This is a genomic window from Nitratireductor aquibiodomus NL21 = JCM 21793, from assembly GCF_000615975.1.
GTDB classification, from domain to species: Bacteria; Pseudomonadota; Alphaproteobacteria; order Rhizobiales; family Rhizobiaceae; genus Nitratireductor; species Nitratireductor aquibiodomus.
On the sequence record NZ_BAMP01000004.1, the window covers coordinates 18,947 to 34,714 of the forward strand.

General features: G+C 61.2%; 18 protein-coding genes and 3 pseudogenes. 8 read left to right on the plus strand and 13 right to left on the minus strand.

Features of this window, described 5'->3' with window-relative positions:
- Nucleotides 1-3: 3 nt before the first annotated feature.
- The 4 genes from JCM21793_RS01950 to hisB are packed head-to-tail and all read right to left on the minus strand — an operon-like array spanning nt 4 to nt 2,054.
- The gene (locus tag JCM21793_RS01950; RefSeq protein ID WP_025029303.1) at nt 4-303 is read right to left on the minus strand and encodes a DUF1330 domain-containing protein; all 300 of its coding nucleotides are present in this window, start codon (nt 301-303) and stop codon (nt 4-6) included.
- Nucleotides 303-953 (minus strand): imidazole glycerol phosphate synthase subunit HisH, encoded by a 651-nt coding sequence (gene hisH, locus JCM21793_RS01955; RefSeq protein ID WP_025029304.1) that lies wholly within the window; start codon nt 951-953, stop codon nt 303-305. Before hisH ends, JCM21793_RS01950 begins: the two co-directional genes overlap by 1 nt.
- A gap of 2 nt (nt 954-955) precedes the next feature.
- On the minus strand, nt 956-1,441 hold the full coding sequence (locus tag JCM21793_RS01960; protein WP_025029305.1) for a DUF2628 domain-containing protein: 486 nt from the start codon (nt 1,439-1,441) through the stop codon (nt 956-958).
- A 4-nt stretch (nt 1,442-1,445) separates the two neighbouring features.
- Nucleotides 1,446-2,054 carry an imidazoleglycerol-phosphate dehydratase HisB gene (hisB, locus tag JCM21793_RS01965; RefSeq protein WP_007009115.1) on the minus strand — a complete coding sequence of 203 codons (609 nt, stop codon included), beginning with the start codon at nt 2,052-2,054 and terminating at the stop codon, nt 1,446-1,448.
- Nucleotides 2,055-2,222: 168 nt separating this feature from the next.
- Here hisB and hslV point away from each other — a divergent pair, with 168 nt between their 5' ends.
- From hslV to JCM21793_RS01985, 4 genes are all read left to right on the plus strand, one after another.
- Nucleotides 2,223-2,771 carry an ATP-dependent protease subunit HslV gene (gene hslV / locus JCM21793_RS01970; protein ID WP_007009116.1) on the plus strand — a complete coding sequence of 183 codons (549 nt, stop codon included), beginning with the start codon at nt 2,223-2,225 and terminating at the stop codon, nt 2,769-2,771.
- Complete coding sequence (locus tag JCM21793_RS01975) at nt 2,761-3,300, plus strand: GNAT family N-acetyltransferase (RefSeq protein WP_025029306.1); 540 nt, start codon at nt 2,761-2,763, stop codon at nt 3,298-3,300. The genes hslV and JCM21793_RS01975 overlap by 11 nt, the downstream gene beginning before the upstream one ends.
- Complete coding sequence (hslU, locus tag JCM21793_RS01980; protein ID WP_025029307.1) at nt 3,297-4,607, plus strand: ATP-dependent protease ATPase subunit HslU; 1,311 nt, start codon at nt 3,297-3,299, stop codon at nt 4,605-4,607. The genes JCM21793_RS01975 and hslU overlap by 4 nt, the downstream gene beginning before the upstream one ends.
- Before the next feature lie 197 nt (nt 4,608-4,804).
- Nucleotides 4,805-5,782, plus strand: a complete 978-nt coding sequence (locus JCM21793_RS01985; RefSeq protein ID WP_025029308.1) for a DUF1402 family protein — start codon at nt 4,805-4,807, stop codon at nt 5,780-5,782.
- Between the two features lie 20 nt (nt 5,783-5,802).
- On the opposite strand, the gene JCM21793_RS01990 is transcribed toward JCM21793_RS01985, so the two are convergent.
- From JCM21793_RS01990 to JCM21793_RS02005, 4 genes are read right to left on the minus strand one after another with little or no spacing between them, the layout of a single operon-like run.
- Entirely contained in the window at nt 5,803-6,183 is a 381-nt protein-coding gene (locus JCM21793_RS01990; RefSeq protein WP_007009120.1) for a helix-turn-helix domain-containing protein, read from the minus strand.
- Nucleotides 6,180-6,746 (minus strand): Smr/MutS family protein, encoded by a 567-nt coding sequence (locus JCM21793_RS01995; RefSeq protein ID WP_025029309.1) that lies wholly within the window; start codon nt 6,744-6,746, stop codon nt 6,180-6,182. The genes JCM21793_RS01990 and JCM21793_RS01995 overlap by 4 nt, the downstream gene beginning before the upstream one ends.
- A gap of 3 nt (nt 6,747-6,749) precedes the next feature.
- A complete protein-coding gene (mltA, locus tag JCM21793_RS02000) occupies nt 6,750-7,883 on the minus strand; it encodes a murein transglycosylase A (RefSeq protein WP_025029310.1) in 1,134 nt (377 codons plus the stop codon).
- A gap of 3 nt (nt 7,884-7,886) precedes the next feature.
- On the minus strand, nt 7,887-8,594 hold the full coding sequence (locus JCM21793_RS02005) for a Tim44/TimA family putative adaptor protein (RefSeq protein WP_007009125.1): 708 nt from the start codon (nt 8,592-8,594) through the stop codon (nt 7,887-7,889).
- Nucleotides 8,595-8,858: 264 nt separating this feature from the next.
- Between JCM21793_RS02005 and JCM21793_RS23605 the strand changes: the two are divergent.
- Both JCM21793_RS23605 and secB read left to right on the plus strand, forming a co-directional pair.
- Nucleotides 8,859-9,301, plus strand: a pseudogene (locus JCM21793_RS23605) (FxsA family protein).
- Nucleotides 9,302-9,509: 208 nt separating this feature from the next.
- Nucleotides 9,510-10,007 (plus strand): protein-export chaperone SecB, encoded by a 498-nt coding sequence (secB, locus tag JCM21793_RS02015; RefSeq protein ID WP_007009127.1) that lies wholly within the window; start codon nt 9,510-9,512, stop codon nt 10,005-10,007.
- Between the two features lie 94 nt (nt 10,008-10,101).
- Here secB and dnaQ read toward each other — a convergent pair whose 3' ends face one another.
- From dnaQ to JCM21793_RS23615, 5 genes and pseudogenes are all read right to left on the minus strand, one after another.
- Nucleotides 10,102-10,803 carry a DNA polymerase III subunit epsilon gene (dnaQ, locus tag JCM21793_RS02020; RefSeq protein WP_025029311.1) on the minus strand — a complete coding sequence of 234 codons (702 nt, stop codon included), beginning with the start codon at nt 10,801-10,803 and terminating at the stop codon, nt 10,102-10,104.
- Between the two features lie 66 nt (nt 10,804-10,869).
- Entirely contained in the window at nt 10,870-11,472 is a 603-nt protein-coding gene (coaE, locus tag JCM21793_RS02025) for a dephospho-CoA kinase (RefSeq protein ID WP_025029312.1), read from the minus strand.
- A pseudogene (locus tag JCM21793_RS23610) lies at nt 11,469-12,301 on the minus strand (shikimate dehydrogenase). Before JCM21793_RS23610 ends, coaE begins: the two are co-directional and overlap by 4 nt.
- On the minus strand, nt 12,294-12,899 hold the full coding sequence (locus tag JCM21793_RS02035; RefSeq protein ID WP_025029313.1) for a Maf-like protein: 606 nt from the start codon (nt 12,897-12,899) through the stop codon (nt 12,294-12,296). The pseudogene JCM21793_RS23610 and the gene JCM21793_RS02035 overlap by 8 nt, the downstream one beginning before the upstream one ends.
- 4 nt (nt 12,900-12,903) lie before the next feature.
- Nucleotides 12,904-13,754 (minus strand): annotated as a pseudogene (locus JCM21793_RS23615) (pyruvate, water dikinase regulatory protein).
- A gap of 381 nt (nt 13,755-14,135) precedes the next feature.
- Here JCM21793_RS23615 and hemE point away from each other — a divergent pair.
- Both hemE and hemJ read left to right on the plus strand, forming a co-directional pair.
- Complete coding sequence (hemE, locus tag JCM21793_RS02045) at nt 14,136-15,161, plus strand: uroporphyrinogen decarboxylase (protein ID WP_025029314.1); 1,026 nt, start codon at nt 14,136-14,138, stop codon at nt 15,159-15,161.
- On the plus strand, nt 15,161-15,691 hold the full coding sequence (gene hemJ, locus JCM21793_RS02050) for a protoporphyrinogen oxidase HemJ (protein ID WP_007009134.1): 531 nt from the start codon (nt 15,161-15,163) through the stop codon (nt 15,689-15,691). The genes hemE and hemJ overlap by 1 nt, the downstream gene beginning before the upstream one ends.
- Nucleotides 15,692-15,768: the final 77 nt, after the last annotated feature.

A 15,768-nucleotide genomic window follows, 5' to 3' on the forward strand; every position in this document is an offset into this window, starting at 1 on the left:
GTGTCAGACGCCTTCGATGATGCTGAGCCTGGCTTTTGAAACGGGTTGCCGGAATGTGATCGCATGCTGGTATTCCGGCGAGTGGTAGCAGGCGAGCGCCTGCTCATAGGACGCGAACTCGATGACCACCTGACGGTCGCCCGTCGGTTCCTCCGGCGCGACCGACTGCCCGCCCCGCACCAGAAATTTTGCGCCGTACTTCTCGAAGGCGACAGCATTGGCTTCAATATATTTTCGGTAGCCATCGAAATCGGTGATCTCGACCTGCGCGATCCAGTAGCCTTTTTTGTCCGCTCCACTCATCACGGCCTCCAGCGAAGGAAATTGGCGATCAGGGCCAGGCCAAGCGCCTGGCTCTTTTCCGGGTGGAACTGCGTGCCCACCAGATTGTCCCGCGCGACCGTTGCGGTGATCGGGCCGCCATAGTCAGCGGCGGCGAGAATCTCGGCCTCGTTGCGCGCGGCGAGGTGATAGGAATGCACGAAATAGGCGTGCAGGCCGTCGGCTCCGGTGGGGATGCCGTCAAAGATCGGGTGCGAATGTTTCACGTGAATCGTGTTCCAGCCGATCTGCGGGATCTTCAGTTTCGGGTCGGACGGGGTCATCTCGACCACATCTCCGGCAATCCAGCCGAGCCCTTCCGTGACCGTCTTCTCCAGCCCGCGTTCGCTCATGAGCTGCATACCGACGCAGATGCCGAGAAAGGGCCGTGCCTGATGGATGGCGACATCCGTGATCGCCTCGACCATGCCCGGCACCGCATCGAGCCCCCGCCGGCAGTCGGCATAGGCACCCACGCCCGGTAGAACGACGCGGTCCGCAGTGCGGACGGCATCGGCATCCGCCGTCACGGCGATCTCGGCCGTGATGCCGTTTTCACGTGCAGCACGCTCGAAGGCCTTTGCGGCCGAGCGCAGATTGCCCGAACCGTAATCGATGATCGCAACCTTCATGGTCAGCGCGCTCCAGGATATGTGAAGAGACCAAGCGCCGGCTCGCTGGCACGGCCGGGACCTCTCGCCGGTGCCAGCCTTTCGCTCAGGGCAGGGGGCGACGGCTCGTTCCGGGCTTCCGCCTTGTCGGAGAGAAGGCCGGCCATGAACCGGGTTTCTGCCTCGTTGCTGCCTGCTGCATCGACAACACCCCATTCGCGCCAGCCGCGCCTCTCAAGCATGGCAACACGCAGATTGCGTGCCTCCAGTGCGAGGAAGAACGACAGACAGAGCGATGCCACCGTTGCCGTTACGGACCAGCCTTCCAGTGTCCCAAGCGCGCCGATGACGAGCGCAGCAGCAAGGGCAGCCAGCGCCTCCAGCCACATGCGATGCCAGAGAAACCACAGAAACGGCATGATGAAAGCCAGAAAGGCAAAGCCGTCGCGTATGAGGACTGCCTGTTCCAGATCACCCTCGGGCGGCTCCATCACCACATAGCTTGCCATCGGCCTATCCCTTCAGGCTGCCCTTGGTGGAGGGCACCGCGTTGCCCTGGCGCGGGTCGGCCTCGCAGGCCGTGCGCAACACACGCGCCACCGCCTTGAAGCAGGTCTCGGCGATGTGGTGGCTGTTGGCGCCGTAATGGTTGGTCACGTGCAGGGTGATGCCGGCATTCTGCGCCAGCGCCTGAAAGAATTCGCGCACCAGCTCGGTGTCGAACGTGCCGATCTTCTGGGTCGGAAAATCCACGTCCCAGACGAGAAAGGGGCGGCCTGAAACATCAATTGCGGCGCGCGTCAGGCATTCGTCCATGGCAAGATCGAGTGAGGCATAGCGCGTGATGCCGCGCCGCTCGCCCAGCGCCTCCGAAATGGCCTTGCCCAGAGCAATACCGCAATCCTCGACCGTGTGGTGATCGTCGATGTGCAGATCGCCATCGGCCTTTACCGTCATGTCGATCAGCGAATGGCGGGAAAGCTGCTCCAGCATATGGTCGAAAAAGCCCACGCCGGTGGCCACCTCAAAGCGGCCTTCGCCGTCGATATCCACTTTGACGACAATGGCCGTCTCGTTGGTCTTGCGGCTGATTTCGGCGGTGCGCGTCTTGCTGGAAGCCATGGTCTTTCCCTTTGCGCTGCGTGAAGGCCAGCCTTCTAGCAGCATGTTCGGGCAGCGCCAAGCACTCTCACCAATCTCGTCTCTCGCGTTTGCATTCCACGTTGTTCAACTTACATATTCGCTCTGACGGTGCCGTGCCTTATCGGGCGGCGCGAAAAGGAGTGTGCGATGAGCGACGAAAAATCCATGCACGCCACGACAATCGTCACTGTGCGCAAAGGCGGCAGGGTGGTGATTGCCGGAGACGGGCAGGTCAGCCTGGGCAATACCGTGATGAAGGGCAATGCACGCAAGGTGCGGCGCATCGGCAAGGGCAATGTGATTGCCGGCTTTGCCGGGGCGACGGCCGATGCCTTCACCCTTCTGGAGCGGCTGGAGGCCAAGCTGGAACAGTATCCCGAGCAGCTGATGCGCGCCTGTGTCGAGCTGGCCAAGGACTGGCGCACCGACCGCTATCTGCGCCGGCTCGAGGCGATGATGCTGGTCGCCGACAAGAACATCACCCTGGCGCTGACGGGCAATGGCGACGTACTGGAGCCAGAAGGGGGCATCATGGCCATCGGTTCCGGCGGCAATTTTGCACTCGCTGCGGCGCGTGCGCTCGCCGACACCGACAAGGACGCCGAAGAGATCGCCCGCAGGGCGATGGAGATCGCCGCATCCATCTGCATCTACACCAATGACAATGTCGTGGTGGAAACGCTCGATGCCGAGTGAACCGGACCAGATAGATATTATCCCGGTCACGGCCGGGCACTATCCGCTCCTTCTCGACTGGCTCCACCAGCCGCATGTGCGCGAATGGTGGGGCGATCCCGACACGGAGCTGGCCCATATCCGCGACATGGTGGAAGGCCGGGACACGACACGGCCTTTCGTGATCCGTCTCGACGGAAAGCCCATCGGTTACATCCAGTACTGGTTCGTTGCCGACAACAGGAGCCCGGATATCCTTGAAAAGGACCCATGGGTGAGCGAACTGCCGGAAGATGCCGTGGGCGTGGATCTGACCATCGGCGAGGCGGAACTTCTTTCCAGGGGCGTTGGCAGCCGCGCCGTCAGGCTGATGGTCCGACGGCTGCTCGATGCAGGCCACGCCAGCATCATCATCGATCCGGATCGTGAAAACCGCCGCGCCGTGCGCGCCTATGAGAAGGCGGGCTTTCGCCCGATCCCTCATCTTGAAGGCCGCACCGGGAGCGTGCTCATCATGCAATACGACAAGAACAACGAGACGAACACATGACCACATTTTCCCCGCGCGAGATCGTCTCCGAACTCGATCGCTACATCATCGGCCAGAAAGACGCCAAGCGCGCCGTGGCCATTGCGCTGCGTAACCGCTGGCGACGCCAGCAGCTCGAGCCGGAGCTGCGCGAAGAGGTGATGCCGAAAAACATCCTCATGATCGGCCCCACCGGCGTCGGCAAGACCGAGATTTCCAGGCGTCTGGCCAAGCTCGCCGGCGCGCCCTTCGTCAAAGTCGAGGCTACGAAATTCACCGAGGTCGGCTATGTGGGCCGCGATGTGGAGCAGATCATCCGTGATCTGGTCGAGGTGTCGATCGGTCTGACCCGCGAGAAGATGCGCGAGAATGTCAGGGCCCGCGCCCACATGAACGCCGAAGAGCGCGTGCTTGAGGCGCTGGTGGGCAAAACTGCCAGCCCTGCCACCAAAGACAGCTTTCGCCAGAAGCTGCGCAACGGGGAGCTGGACGACAAGGAAATCGAGGTGGAGGTCTCCGATTCAGGAGGCGGCATGCCCGGTTTCGAGCTTCCCGGCATGCCAGGCGCCAATATCGGCGTTCTGAACATCAATGACATGCTGCAGAAGGCCATGGGCGGCCAGCAGACCAAAAAACGCAAGACGACCGTCAAGGAATCCTACGAGTTGTTGATTGCCGACGAATCCGACAAGCTGCTCGACCAGGACGAAGTGACCCACCGGGCGCTGGAATCGGCGCAGAATGACGGCATCGTCTTCCTCGACGAGATCGACAAGATCGCCACCCGCGAGGGCGGCGTGGGGGCCGGCGTCTCGCGCGAAGGCGTGCAGCGCGACCTGCTTCCATTGGTGGAGGGTACCACCGTCGCCACGAAATACGGGCCGGTGAAAACCGACCATATTCTCTTTATCGCCTCAGGTGCGTTCCACGTTTCCAAGCCGTCGGACCTTCTGCCCGAGCTTCAGGGCCGTCTGCCGATCCGCGTTGAACTGCGGGCACTGGAGAAAGACGATTTCCGCCGCATCCTGACGGAAACCGAGGCGAGCCTCATCAAACAGTATGTGGCCCTGATGGAAACGGAGGGCGTGATGCTCGAATTCACCGATGACGCCATCGACCGGCTGGCGGCCATTGCCGTCGATCTCAATGCGACGGTCGAGAACATCGGCGCACGCAGACTGCAGACGGTGATGGAGCGAGTTCTCGACGACATTTCGTTCGATGCGCCGGACCGCTCCGGCAGCGCCTTAAAAATCGATGCAGGCTATGTCGATGAAAATGTCGGCGACCTGGCCAGGAACACGGACCTTTCGCGCTTCATTCTTTAGTCGCGGACTGAATTCATTGCCCTGCCATCCCCGCACCGGCAGGGCAATGAAGCCGGCTTTTCAAGTGTGACATCTCTGCCGCGGTCACGGCGTCATCGCGCTCTGGCCGCGAATGTCTCTCGACTTGGTGCCAGGCTTTGCCTAATTTGCCCGCAATCCAGAAAAAAAGAACGACTCGGGGGCGCAAGCAGCGCGACATGGCATCACGGGCTCGATTGGTTATCGGCATTTGTGTCGGCTTGGTCGGCGCGGGTTCCCTGCCCGTGGCGGCGGCAAAGCTCGTGCCCGAGGGCAACCGCAATGCCGAGCAGCCGCCCATACCCGGTGTTTCGGCCAAGCGCACCAGATCCGCGCAGACCACCTATGACGCCAAATATGGCAAGGTCTATCAGCTTCTGAAAAACGACAGCGGGCTGGTTTCCAAGATCCGTTCCATTTCCGCCAGCTATCAGATCGATCCCGTGCATATGGTGGGGGCCATCGTTGGCGAACATACTTACAATGTGGACGCCTATGACCGGCTGCAAACCTACTATGTGAAAGCGGTCTCCTACCTGAAGAGCGATTTTTCCTTCTCACATGCCGGTGAGACCGTCGGTCAGTTCATCGAACGGCCGGAATTCGCCGAGTGCGAAAAGGAGAAGGGCAGCTACGATCTGTGGTCCTGCCGTGAAGCGGTGTGGGACAAGGCGTTTCGCGGCAAGAGCGTGGACGGGACGAAATGGCCGAACGACCGCTTCGGTGCCGTGTTCTTCCAGCCCTTTTACGCCGGCCAGACCTTCGGCATCGGTCAGCTCAACCCGCTGACCGCGCTCAAGATGACCGACATGGTGCACAAGGTGTCCGGTTTCAGGCGGATCAGCCATGACAATCCGCAGGAAGTCTACCAGACGATCATGGACCCGGATAAGTCGCTCGCCTATGTCGCGGCGACGGTGAAAAAATCGATCAGCGCCTATAAGCGCATTGCGGATTTCGACATTTCCGGAAACCCCGGCATCACCGCAACGCTATACAATCTCGGTAATCCCGAAGCGCGTGCTGCACGGCTTGCAGCCGAAAACCGCATTCTTCGGGCAAAGGGGCAGCGGGTAAAGCTTCCCGAAGAGAACTATTACGGCTGGCTGGTGAACGACAAACTGGATGAGCTGAAGGCGCTGTTCCAGGACTCCTGAGCTCACACCGGCAGGATTTTCTACTTTTTTCCGGTCGCACGGTCGCCGGTAATGGCGCGGAGCTGCTTCAGAAGCAGGGTGACCTCGGCGTTCTTCATAGAAGCGATATGCGCCGCCAGAAGATTGGCGAGTTCGGTTGCCTCGGGTGCGAGCCTGGCCGTGTCCACGACAACGCGCGGATGGGAAAGCTCGGCAATGCGCTGCATCTCATCCGCCTCGTCCCAGATCACATTGAAGTAACCGATGATCTTCTGGATCATCGCCCAGTTGGGCGGGCTCGCACGACCATGTTCCAGCGAAGAAAGATAGGCTGCGCTCACACCGATGGACGCCGCCATCTCCTTCTGGCTGACACCGCGCTCCCTGCGGAGCTGGCGGATTTTCTCACCGAGCGGCGTCACATCCCGCTCCCGTGCCTGCGCTTCAGGCGAATATAGAATGCACCGCCGCCGCCATGCCGGCGGCTGGCCTGATCGATCCCGCTGACAAGCGGCGAAAACGGCGGCGTCGCAAGCCATTGCGGAAGGGCGCGCCGCAACACGCCATCGCTGCCGAAGGAAGCTCCCTTGCCGGTGATCACGAGCACATGACGCACGCCATCGGCATGGGCGCGGCTCAGGAATGAGAGGAGGAGACTGTGCGCCTCGGACTGGGTTAGCCCGTGCAGGTCCACGCGCCCCTCCAGAGCGAGCCGGCCGCGCGCGAGCTTGGTGTGCGTGGGTTTATCTATCCGCCGCGTCGGATGCGCTTTCGCCGGGGGCGCGTTGTTCTGCTGCGAAGCGCCTGCCGGAGCCTTGCTGCCGGTGTCCTGCGCAACGAGGCGGGTCAACTCGGCCATGGTGTCATCGGTCGGTTCCGGCGGGTCTTCGAGCACCTTGCCCTTCAGCGGCTCGGTTGTGCACGCCACTCGGTTCCACAGGATGCGGTCTTCCATGCTCAGGCGTTTCGGTGTGTGGCTGGTCATCGATCAGCCTCCCAGAAGCCCGCGCGGAACCAGCGCATAGAAATCCGCTTTGTGGCGGATCACGCCGGCGATCTCGCCTGCTGCTGCGCCACTGCCAATGAAGAGATCGGCCCGCGCAGGCCCGGTGATCGCCGAGCCCGTATCCTGTGCGATCATCAGGCGCCGGAAGGGCTGACCATCGACCGCATCGAGTTCGGGCGCGTCGATGAAGAACGGAGTCCCGAATGTGTGCAAAAGCCGGTCGACCGCTATGGAGCGTCCCGGTGCAAGCTGCACCTTGGCGGCGGCTACGGGTCCGAGTTCGGGGGCCCCGGCATCGCTCTCACGAAAAAAGATAAATGAGCGATTTTGCCACAGAATCTCGTCAATCCGGTCCGGATTTTCCGAAAACCAGGCGCGAATGCTCTGCATTGTGACCGTTTCAGGCGCAAGCTCGCCACGGTCGATGAGAACCCTGCCAGCGCCGGTGAAAGGGTGGCCCGATTTGGCGGCATAGGTCACACGCATGGTCGAGCCGTCTTCAAGCCGCAGCCGCGCCGCGCCCTGGACGTGGATGAAATAGGCATCCACCCTGTTGTCGAGCCAGACAAGCTCCAGCCCCTGGCCCGCCAGTGCTCCGCGGTCGATAGCGCCGCGGTCGTGATACGCCACGAGGCCGGCATCCGTCTTTCTGGCGAAGGCGAAATAAGGGTCAAGACCGGGAGGTCGATTGTCTTCATCGACATCAACCAGATCGTCGGGGCGCTTATAAAGCGGAACGCAGAATCGCTCCGTCCTGATGCGCGAGGCTTCCACTTCCGGTTCATAATACCCGGTCACGAAGCCGGGCCCGCCATCCTCCGCCCGTATGCGGCAGGGGATGAAATGATTTTCGAAGAAGGCGCGGGCCGCCCGCTCATCGGCATCCGGCATGGCGCGGGCTGCCCTGTGCGCCGGGGCAAATGCGGAAAGGGCGATGCCAAGAGCGCCCGAGCGATAGGGCTTTATCTCAACTCGTTCGGCCGAGCGGGCAAAGGCATGAAAGGCGGACAGGACCGAATCCTGCCGCCAGCCCGGAATTTTATCGAACGAAACCCGCTCGAGGGTTGGCGAAAGCGCCGCAGGCGGCGCGGCCGTGCACGACGCTCCGCCAGACAAGGATCAATCCTCGGCTTCCGTGGCGACGAGCTTCCAGTTGGGATCGCGGGAGCGCGTATCGCGCGCGAAAGTCCAGACATCCTTGACTTCAGCGACGGTTTCCGGATCGCCATCGATCACCTCGCCGGCGCTGTCGCGCGTGGCGGAAATGAGCTCACTGACGATGCGCAGTGTGACATGTGCCTCAGAGCCCTTCATCTCGGCTGCAATGATCGTCATGTCGTCAATGCCGACAAAGGAGGATTCAATCTTTTCGCTGCGTTTCTCACGCTCGTCGATGGCAGCGACGAAACCCTCATAGACCTCGCGGGAGAGCAGGTTCTTCAGCGTGCGGCGGTCGCCATCGGCATAGGCCATCACGATCATCTCGTAGGCCATCTTCGCGCCCTCGACAAAACTCTTGGGAGCGAAGGATGCGTCGGCATCCCGGATGGCGCGCATGCCCTTGTTCAGATCGGTGCCAGGCTTCGCCGCCTTGTCGATGTCGGCATAGGTCTGATCCGGTTCCGCTGCGCCCTTGCGGCGCGGGAGGGACACCACGTTTTCGCCATTTGAGGACTGTTCCTTACGGGACGCATTGCGCCCGGCCGTATAGGGGTCGAACGGCGGACGCTCATTGCCCGTGCGCCGGCCCAGCACGTTGCGCAACTGGAAAAAGATCACCACAGCGGCAATCAGAAAGAAAATTGTGCCGAAATCGAAGAATTCCATAACGTCCAGCCAAACGAGCCACTGTGTTCCACAGCGCCTGCCGGCTCAGGGCAGGCGCAGAGGCGACGGCATCCCGTCCCTACCGGAAATCATATAGAACGCAGGGAGCCATCATTCAAATTATCGGTCAGAATACCTATGTTTTCCCAACTGGCCAGCATGGAACGGCCAGAAACAGCTTAAACACGCAACAAGGCTAACAGGTTCGTGCGCTTTTCCATTGTTCCCTTCCTGCTCCTCGCCATTCCGCTTGCCGAGATCGCCATGTTTGTGGTGGTCGGCAGCCAGATCGGCGTGTTTCCCACACTGGGCCTCGTGCTGGTAACAGCCATCGCCGGCTCCATACTCCTGAGAGTCCAGGGGTTCGGGGTTGTACGCCGCATTCAGGAAACCATGAATGAGGCGGTGTGCCCGGCCGTGACCTGGTGCATGGCATGATGATCATGGTGGCCGGCGTGCTGCTTCTCACGCCCGGTTTCATCACCGATACACTCGGTTTTCTCCTCTTCGTGCCAGCCATCCGCGATGCAGGCTGGAAATTTCTTCGCAGCCGGATCGTCATCCTCGGCGGCCCGGCACCAGCCGGAGGCCGGCACGCAAACCCTCATGGGCGCGATACCGGGCCGCAGACCATCGATCTTTCTGCAGACGATTACAGCGAATCCGGCGACGAGAATTCGCCCTGGCGCAAACCGGACCGCGAATAGAGCATCGGACCGAAAAGTGGAATCCGGTTTTCGGTTTATTCCGATGCTCCACTTATAATTTAGATCGTCCTTTGTGCGTCCGGATGGACGCACGGCGATCCAGGGGCTACCCCGCCGCGCCTTGTCATGCGCCGAAGCCCATGCTAGCGAGCAGGCAAATCTTAAAGGGGAGCCGCGCGGCTGCCAAACCACGCTCGAGGAAAAACGCATGGCCAAGAAACCAGAAGAAAAGACCGAAGCTGCAAAGGCCGGCAACGGCGCCCAGCCCTCTCTGAACGTGCTGACCCAGTATGTGAAGGATCTTTCCTTTGAAAGCCCGGGTGCACCGCAGTCGCTGCGCGGCCGTTCTGAAGCACCGGCGATCAACATCAATGTCAACGTCAACGCCAATCCGCTCGGCGATACGGACTACGACGTCGTTTTGACGCTCAATGCCAAGGCTGAGGCCGAGGGCAAGGTTCTTTTCAACGTCGAGCTGGTCTATGGCGGCGTTTTCCGCGTTGCCGGTTTCCCGCAGGAGCACATGCTGCCGGTTCTCTTCATCGAGTGCCCGCGTCTGCTCTTCCCGTTTGCCCGCCAGGTCATTGCCGATACGACGCGTGCCGGCGGCTTCCCTCCGCTGATGATCGACCCGATCGATTTTGCCCGCATGTTCCAGCAGCGCGTTGCCGAGGAACAGGCAAAAGGTCAGGTTCAGGTTTCCTGAACCAACCGGTTCCCGGAATTTTTCAGGCAGGGCGGTGCTTTCGGGCGCCGCCCTCTTTCATTTGAGCCGAATCTCCCCTGCCGCGCCCATACTTTCAGGCGCGAAAAGTATGCCAGAGTGCCTTTTCGCCAAGCTTCTCCACCAGCGCTTCATGCGCTACGCGCTCGGCTTCGCTGATCCGTGGTGGCAGGGGGGCCGGCCTTGCTGAAACGGTCATCGAAGCCCGGTCCGTGTTGCCCCCCGCATCGTCACCGCCGGTGGAAATTTCAAGACCGAGAGCCGCCTGTTTTCCGCCGATCAGCTCAATATAGACTTCGGCAAGAAGTTCGGCATCGAGCAGGGCGCCGTGCTTGGTGCGGTGGCTGTTGTCGATCCCGTAGCGGCGGCAGAGCGCATCGAGCGAATTCGGGCCCATCGGGTGTTTGCGCCGGGCGATCGCCAGTGTGTCGACGACCAGACCCGGGTCCACCGGCGGCACGCCGAGCCGGTCGAATTCTGCGTTGATGAAGCCAATGTCGAAATTGGCGTTGTGCGCAACGAGCTTTGCGCCATCGATGAATTCGAGGAATTCTTCGAGAATTGCTCCAAACACCGGTTTGTCTGCCAGATCGGCATCGGAAATGCCGTGAACCGCCTGGGCTTCAGGGTGAACGGAGCGCCCCTGCGCATTGATGAAATGGTGCAGCGTGCGGCCGGTGGGAAAGCGGTTGTCCAGCTCGACACAGCCAAGCTCGATCACCCGGTCTTCGTTGGAATCGAGGCCTGTGGTTTCCGTATCAAAAACGATTTCGCGCATTCTTCCGCTCCGAAGGTCGGGTCAAATCCAACATGCGCGCCCGGGATCGGCGACGCAAGGATACCGTCAGGGGGTGTCCGTTTCGGCTGGGGAAAGTTCGTCGATCACGGCTCTCACCGCCTTTCGCGCAGCCTCCATGCCTTTGCCGGTGTCGATGATGAAGTCCGCGCGCCGGCGTTTTTCGGCATCGGGCACCTGACGCGCGAGAATCCCGGCAAACTTCTCCTCCGTCATGCCGGGACGCGACAGGACCCGTTTGCGCTGCTCTTCCGCCGGCGCGGTCACGACGACAATGCGATCGACGCGATCTTCCCCGCCGGTCTCAAAAAGAAGCGGGATGTCGAGCACGACAATCGGCGTGCCTTTTTCCCGGTGTTCGGCGACGAACGCGTCGGCATCCTGCCGCACCAGCGGATGGACGATTTCCTCCAGCGCACTGAAAGCTTCGCGTTTCCCCAGCACCGCCTCGGCGAGGCGCGCCCTGTCCACCGTGCCGTCCGTCACCGTTCCGGGAAAGCGCGCCGCAATCAAGGGGGCGGCTGCACCCGAATAGAGGCGATGGACCGCAGCATCGGAATCGTGAACCGGCACACCTGCATCCATGAACATTCTGCCGGTGGTGGACTTTCCCATGCCGATGGAGCCGGTCAGGCCAAGAACAATGGTCATGACGCGTCCCCACCCGCGAGCACATGATCCCGCAGTGCGCCCGTTACCACCGGCCGGACACCGAACCAGCGCTCGAAGCCGGGCACGGCCTGATGCAGCAACATGCCGAGGCCATCAACCGGTGTGAGCCCCCGGGCCTCGGCGGCGGCGAGAAGATCCGTCTTGAGCGGGGCATAGACAATGTCGCTGACAATTGCGTGCCCGGGCAGGGGATCGAGCGAGATTTCCAGCGGCGGCTGGCCGGTCATGCCGAGCGCGCTCGTGTTGACCAGAAGATCGGCATTGCCGAGGAGCGCGGCAGATCCTCCCAGCCATGAGCGCTGACGCCAGTGCCGAAACGCACCGCCAATTCCTGCGCGCGCGCAAGCGTGCGGTTGACCACGCGTATATTTTTATAGCCGGCTTTTTGAATGGCATGGATGATGGCCCGCGCCGCGCCGCCGGCGCCGAGGACAACCGCCGTTTCACCACTGGTCCAGTCTGGAGCACCGGCGCTCAAATGTGCGGCAAAACCGTAGGCATCCGTGTTTCCGCCAATCAGTTTGCCGGATTCAAACCACAGCGTGTTGACTGCGCCGATCATCTCCGCCGCTTCATCACGCCGGTGAACCGCGGCAAAGGCCGCTTCCTTGTGGGGCAGCGTGACATTGCCGCCAGCGTATCCGGTAGCTGGCAAATCACCAAGAAAGGCGTCGAAATCGAGTGGGGCGACGTCCAGCTTTTCATAGCTGCCGTCGATGCCATGCTCGGCAAGCCAGAACCCGTGAATGAGCGGCGAACGGGAATGGGCGATCGGGTGCCCGCAGACGAAAGCGCGAATCTCAGCCATCGATGGCCCCCAGCCTGCGGAGCTCGGCAAGGAGCGGCAGAAGAGGCAGGCCGACAATGGTGAATGTATCACCTTCGATCTTCTCAAAGAGCTGAATGCCTTCGCCCTCGATCTGGTAAGCGCCGACGCTCGCAAGTGCCTTTTCGCCCACATTGGAGAGGTGCCGCCCGATGAAGGCGGGATCGAGATCGCGCATAGAGAGGCGGGCAACGCCCACATGGCGCCAGACCACCTCACCATCACGGGCGATGACCACAGCGCTGTTGAGCTGATGCGTGCGACCGGAAAGTTTCAGGAGGTGGCGGCGCGCACCTTCCATATCGGCCGGCTTGTGGAACACCTCGTCATCCAGCGAAAGCGTCTGGTCGGCACCGATGACGAGCGCACCCTGCTCTCGTTCAGAAACGTCAACGGCCTTGGCTTCCGCCAGAACCTGGGCGAGTGTTTCGGGATCGGCGCCGCTGCCCTCAAGTGTTTTTTCCACGGCGCGCTCATCAATCTCGGAGCGTTCTACGCGGAAGACAACACCGGCATCGCGCAGCATTTTCTGGCGAAAGGCGCTGCCGGAGGCCAGGACGATGGCGGGCCTGCTGGTCATGTCGTCACCCTCTGTTTTCTCGTGCCTTCGCATACAATGCGAGAATGGCCGCTGCGGTTTCCTCGATGGAGCGGCGGGTTACGTCGATTACCGGCCAGCCATGGCGTGTGCAGAGCTGGCGCGCATAAGCGATCTCGCGGGAGATCGTCACACGGTCGGTATAGGGGTTGAAGGCGTTTTCATCCACCGATCCCAGAATCCGGTTCTGGCGAATCTGCGAAATGCGTTCGGCGGAGGCGACCAGTCCGACAATCAGGGGCCTTTTCGCCAGGGCGAGCGCTTCCGGCAGTTTCATGTCCAGCACGATAGGCACGTTTGCGGTCTTCACACCACGATTGGCCAGATAGATGCTAGTCGGCGTCTTGGACGTGCGGGATATGCCGACGAGGATGACATCCGCTTCCTCGACATCGAGCGGAAGCTGACCGTCGTCATGCTCCATGGTGAAATTGAGCGCTCGATGCGGTGAAAATACTGCGCATCCAGCACATGCTGCGCGCCGACCCGACGGCCGGCGGGCGTGCCCAGATAAGACTGGAAGACCATCAGAACGGGTTCGAGCACCGACACGCAGGGCAGGCCGAGCGCGGCGCAGCTTTCATCCACCTGACGGGCAAGCTTTTGGTCCACCACCGTATAAAGCACGATGCCGGGTTCGCGCTCCACCTCATCAAGCACACGAGCGAGCTGCTTCTCATTTCGAATCAGCGGGTAGATGTGCTCGATCGCCCGCGCGTCCTTGTATTGCGCGGCTGCGGCGCGTCCTGCGGCCAGGAGAGTCTCGCCGGTCGCATCAGAAATCATGTGAAGATGGAAGAAGCGCTGCGGCTGTTGCACGGATTTTTGCCCCGCCATGTGGATGCCTGTTGATAACGCGGGCCCGAAAAAATGGCGAGGCCGCACCCTTTGATAACTCCACCCGTTCTTCCACAGACAGGCCTCGTGTGAATTCCAATCCTCCCATGTGGAGAACAATCGACAATCCCCGAACCTTCCTTCACTGTCCACTGGGCGAGGTCAACCGAAATCACTACAGCCTATTGAATCTGCGCGCTGAATCCGCATTATCCCCGTTCTTCTGAAGGTGTGCATTTCTGCGAGGCGCGGCAATAAGACCGGGCTCGCGATGCGCAAAACCGTGGACAGATTTGAATCCACATTACAAACAGAGTCTAAGAATCAGAAGAATCTTCAGATCTGTAATTATCTTTTGAATCCTGACTGTGGAGCAGCCTGATGGGGCAGCGAAAAATCCTTGATGTGCTTAGAGGCGAGACGGTGTTTCCGCCTCCCGTCTGGATGATGCGCCAGGCCGGACGATATCTGCCGGAATACCGGGAGGTCCGGAAACAGGCAGGGAGTTTTCTAGATCTCTGCTACAACCCGGATCTGGCAGTGGAAGTGACATTGCAGCCGATCCGTCGTTTCGGATTTGATGCATCGATCCTCTTTTCCGACATTCTCGTCGTGCCGCATGCGCTCGGCCGCGATCTGCGCTTTGAGGAGGGCAGAGGTCCGCTTCTGACGCCAATCGATGCGAGCGGTATCGCAAAACTTGAGACATCCGGTTTTCACGATCATCTGGCGCCGGTCTACGAAACGGTGCGGCGGCTTCGCAGGGAGCTTCCCGATGAAACGACACTGCTCGGGTTCTGCGGAGCGCCCTGGACGGTAGCGACCTACATGATTGCAGGGCATGGCACGCCGGACCAGGTACCGGCCCGCATGTTTGCGCTTGAGCAGCCGGAGGCCTTTTCCGCGCTGATCGACTGCCTTGCAGACTGTTCCGCCGATTATCTGATCCGCCAGATCGACGCCGGCGCTGATGCGGTGCAGATTTTCGATTCCTGGGCGGGCGTTCTCGACGAGCTGTCTTTCGAGCGGTGGTGCGTGAAGCCGGTGGCGCGGATGGTGGCGAAGGTGCGGGAAAAGCACCCCGACACACCGATAATCGGCTTTCCGAAGGGTGCAGGCGCGCTTTACGCGGGCTATCGTCGGGAGACGGGCGTGACGGCACTCGGGCTCGACTGGACGGTTCCTCTGGGCACAGCGCGCCGCCTGCAGGCCGAGGGAGCGGTTCAGGGCAATCTGGACCCTCTGAGGCTGATTGCCGGCGGAGAGGCGCTCCACGAGGGCGTGGACGCGATTGTGGAGGCACTGCGGCATGGGCCGTTCATCTTCAACCTTGGCCACGGCATTACGCCGAAGACGCCGGTTGAGCATGTGGAAGCGATGCTGAAACGGATTCGGGAGGCCGGCTGATGGCTGCGAGCGATACGGGCGGCAAGAAAGCTGCAGGCAGGGCTTTCGCGGCGCTGGCGATCTTTATCGCCCTGACAGCGCTTCTGTTTTTTTACAATCCGTCCGGTTTTTATCTCTGGGCCAAGGCCATTCATGTGATCGCGGTGATCGCCTGGATGGCGGGCATGCTCTACCTGCCGCGTCTCTTCGTCTATCACGCGGATGCCGCGCCGGGATCGGAGAAATCCGAGACCTTCAAGATCATGGAGGGGCGCCTCTTACGGCTGATCATCAACCCGGCAATGATGGTCACCTGGGTGCTTGGCCTGTGGCTTGCCTGGAGCGGCTTCGGCTTCTCCGGCGGATGGCTGCATGCCAAGATTGCGCTGGTGGTGGCCATGTCGGGCGTGCACGGCTATTTCTCCGCCGCCGTGCGCCGGTTTGCCGCCGACCAGAACACGAAGCCGGCGCGTCATTGGCGTATAATGAACGAAGTGCCGACGCTTCTGATGATCGTCATCGTCATCCTTGTTATCGTCAAACCCTTCTGATACGGGTTTCGAAGACCGCCCACGACATGGAACCGGGAAAGCCGTCTTGCCCTTTGGCAGAGACGGCGGTAAGAGAT

What these genes read in the sequence shown, in the direction of transcription:
- JCM21793_RS01985 (WP_025029308.1), top strand. Translation starts at nt 4,805, where the DNA reads ATGGCATCACGGGCTCGATTGGTTATCGGCATTTGTGTCGGCTTGGTC.
- JCM21793_RS01960 (WP_025029305.1), bottom strand. Translation starts at nt 1,441, where the DNA reads ATGGCAAGCTATGTGGTGATGGAGCCGCCCGAGGGTGATCTGGAACAG.
- hemJ (WP_007009134.1), top strand. Translation starts at nt 15,161, where the DNA reads ATGGCTGCGAGCGATACGGGCGGCAAGAAAGCTGCAGGCAGGGCTTTC.
- JCM21793_RS02005 (WP_007009125.1), bottom strand. Translation starts at nt 8,594, where the DNA reads ATGGAATTCTTCGATTTCGGCACAATTTTCTTTCTGATTGCCGCTGTG.
- JCM21793_RS01995 (WP_025029309.1), bottom strand. Translation starts at nt 6,746, where the DNA reads ATGACCAGCCACACACCGAAACGCCTGAGCATGGAAGACCGCATCCTG.
- hslV (WP_007009116.1), top strand. Translation starts at nt 2,223, where the DNA reads ATGAGCGACGAAAAATCCATGCACGCCACGACAATCGTCACTGTGCGC.
- JCM21793_RS01950 (WP_025029303.1), bottom strand. Translation starts at nt 303, where the DNA reads ATGAGTGGAGCGGACAAAAAAGGCTACTGGATCGCGCAGGTCGAGATC.
- JCM21793_RS02035 (WP_025029313.1), bottom strand. Translation starts at nt 12,899, where the DNA reads ATGACCAGCAGGCCCGCCATCGTCCTGGCCTCCGGCAGCGCCTTTCGC.
- hemE (WP_025029314.1), top strand. Translation starts at nt 14,136, where the DNA reads ATGGGGCAGCGAAAAATCCTTGATGTGCTTAGAGGCGAGACGGTGTTT.
- coaE (WP_025029312.1), bottom strand. Translation starts at nt 11,472, where the DNA reads ATGACCATTGTTCTTGGCCTGACCGGCTCCATCGGCATGGGAAAGTCC.
- hisH (WP_025029304.1), bottom strand. Translation starts at nt 953, where the DNA reads ATGAAGGTTGCGATCATCGATTACGGTTCGGGCAATCTGCGCTCGGCC.
- dnaQ (WP_025029311.1), bottom strand. Translation starts at nt 10,803, where the DNA reads ATGCGCGAAATCGTTTTTGATACGGAAACCACAGGCCTCGATTCCAAC.
- hisB (WP_007009115.1), bottom strand. Translation starts at nt 2,054, where the DNA reads ATGGCTTCCAGCAAGACGCGCACCGCCGAAATCAGCCGCAAGACCAAC.
- hslU (WP_025029307.1), top strand. Translation starts at nt 3,297, where the DNA reads ATGACCACATTTTCCCCGCGCGAGATCGTCTCCGAACTCGATCGCTAC.
- secB (WP_007009127.1), top strand. Translation starts at nt 9,510, where the DNA reads ATGGCCAAGAAACCAGAAGAAAAGACCGAAGCTGCAAAGGCCGGCAAC.
- JCM21793_RS01975 (WP_025029306.1), top strand. Translation starts at nt 2,761, where the DNA reads ATGCCGAGTGAACCGGACCAGATAGATATTATCCCGGTCACGGCCGGG.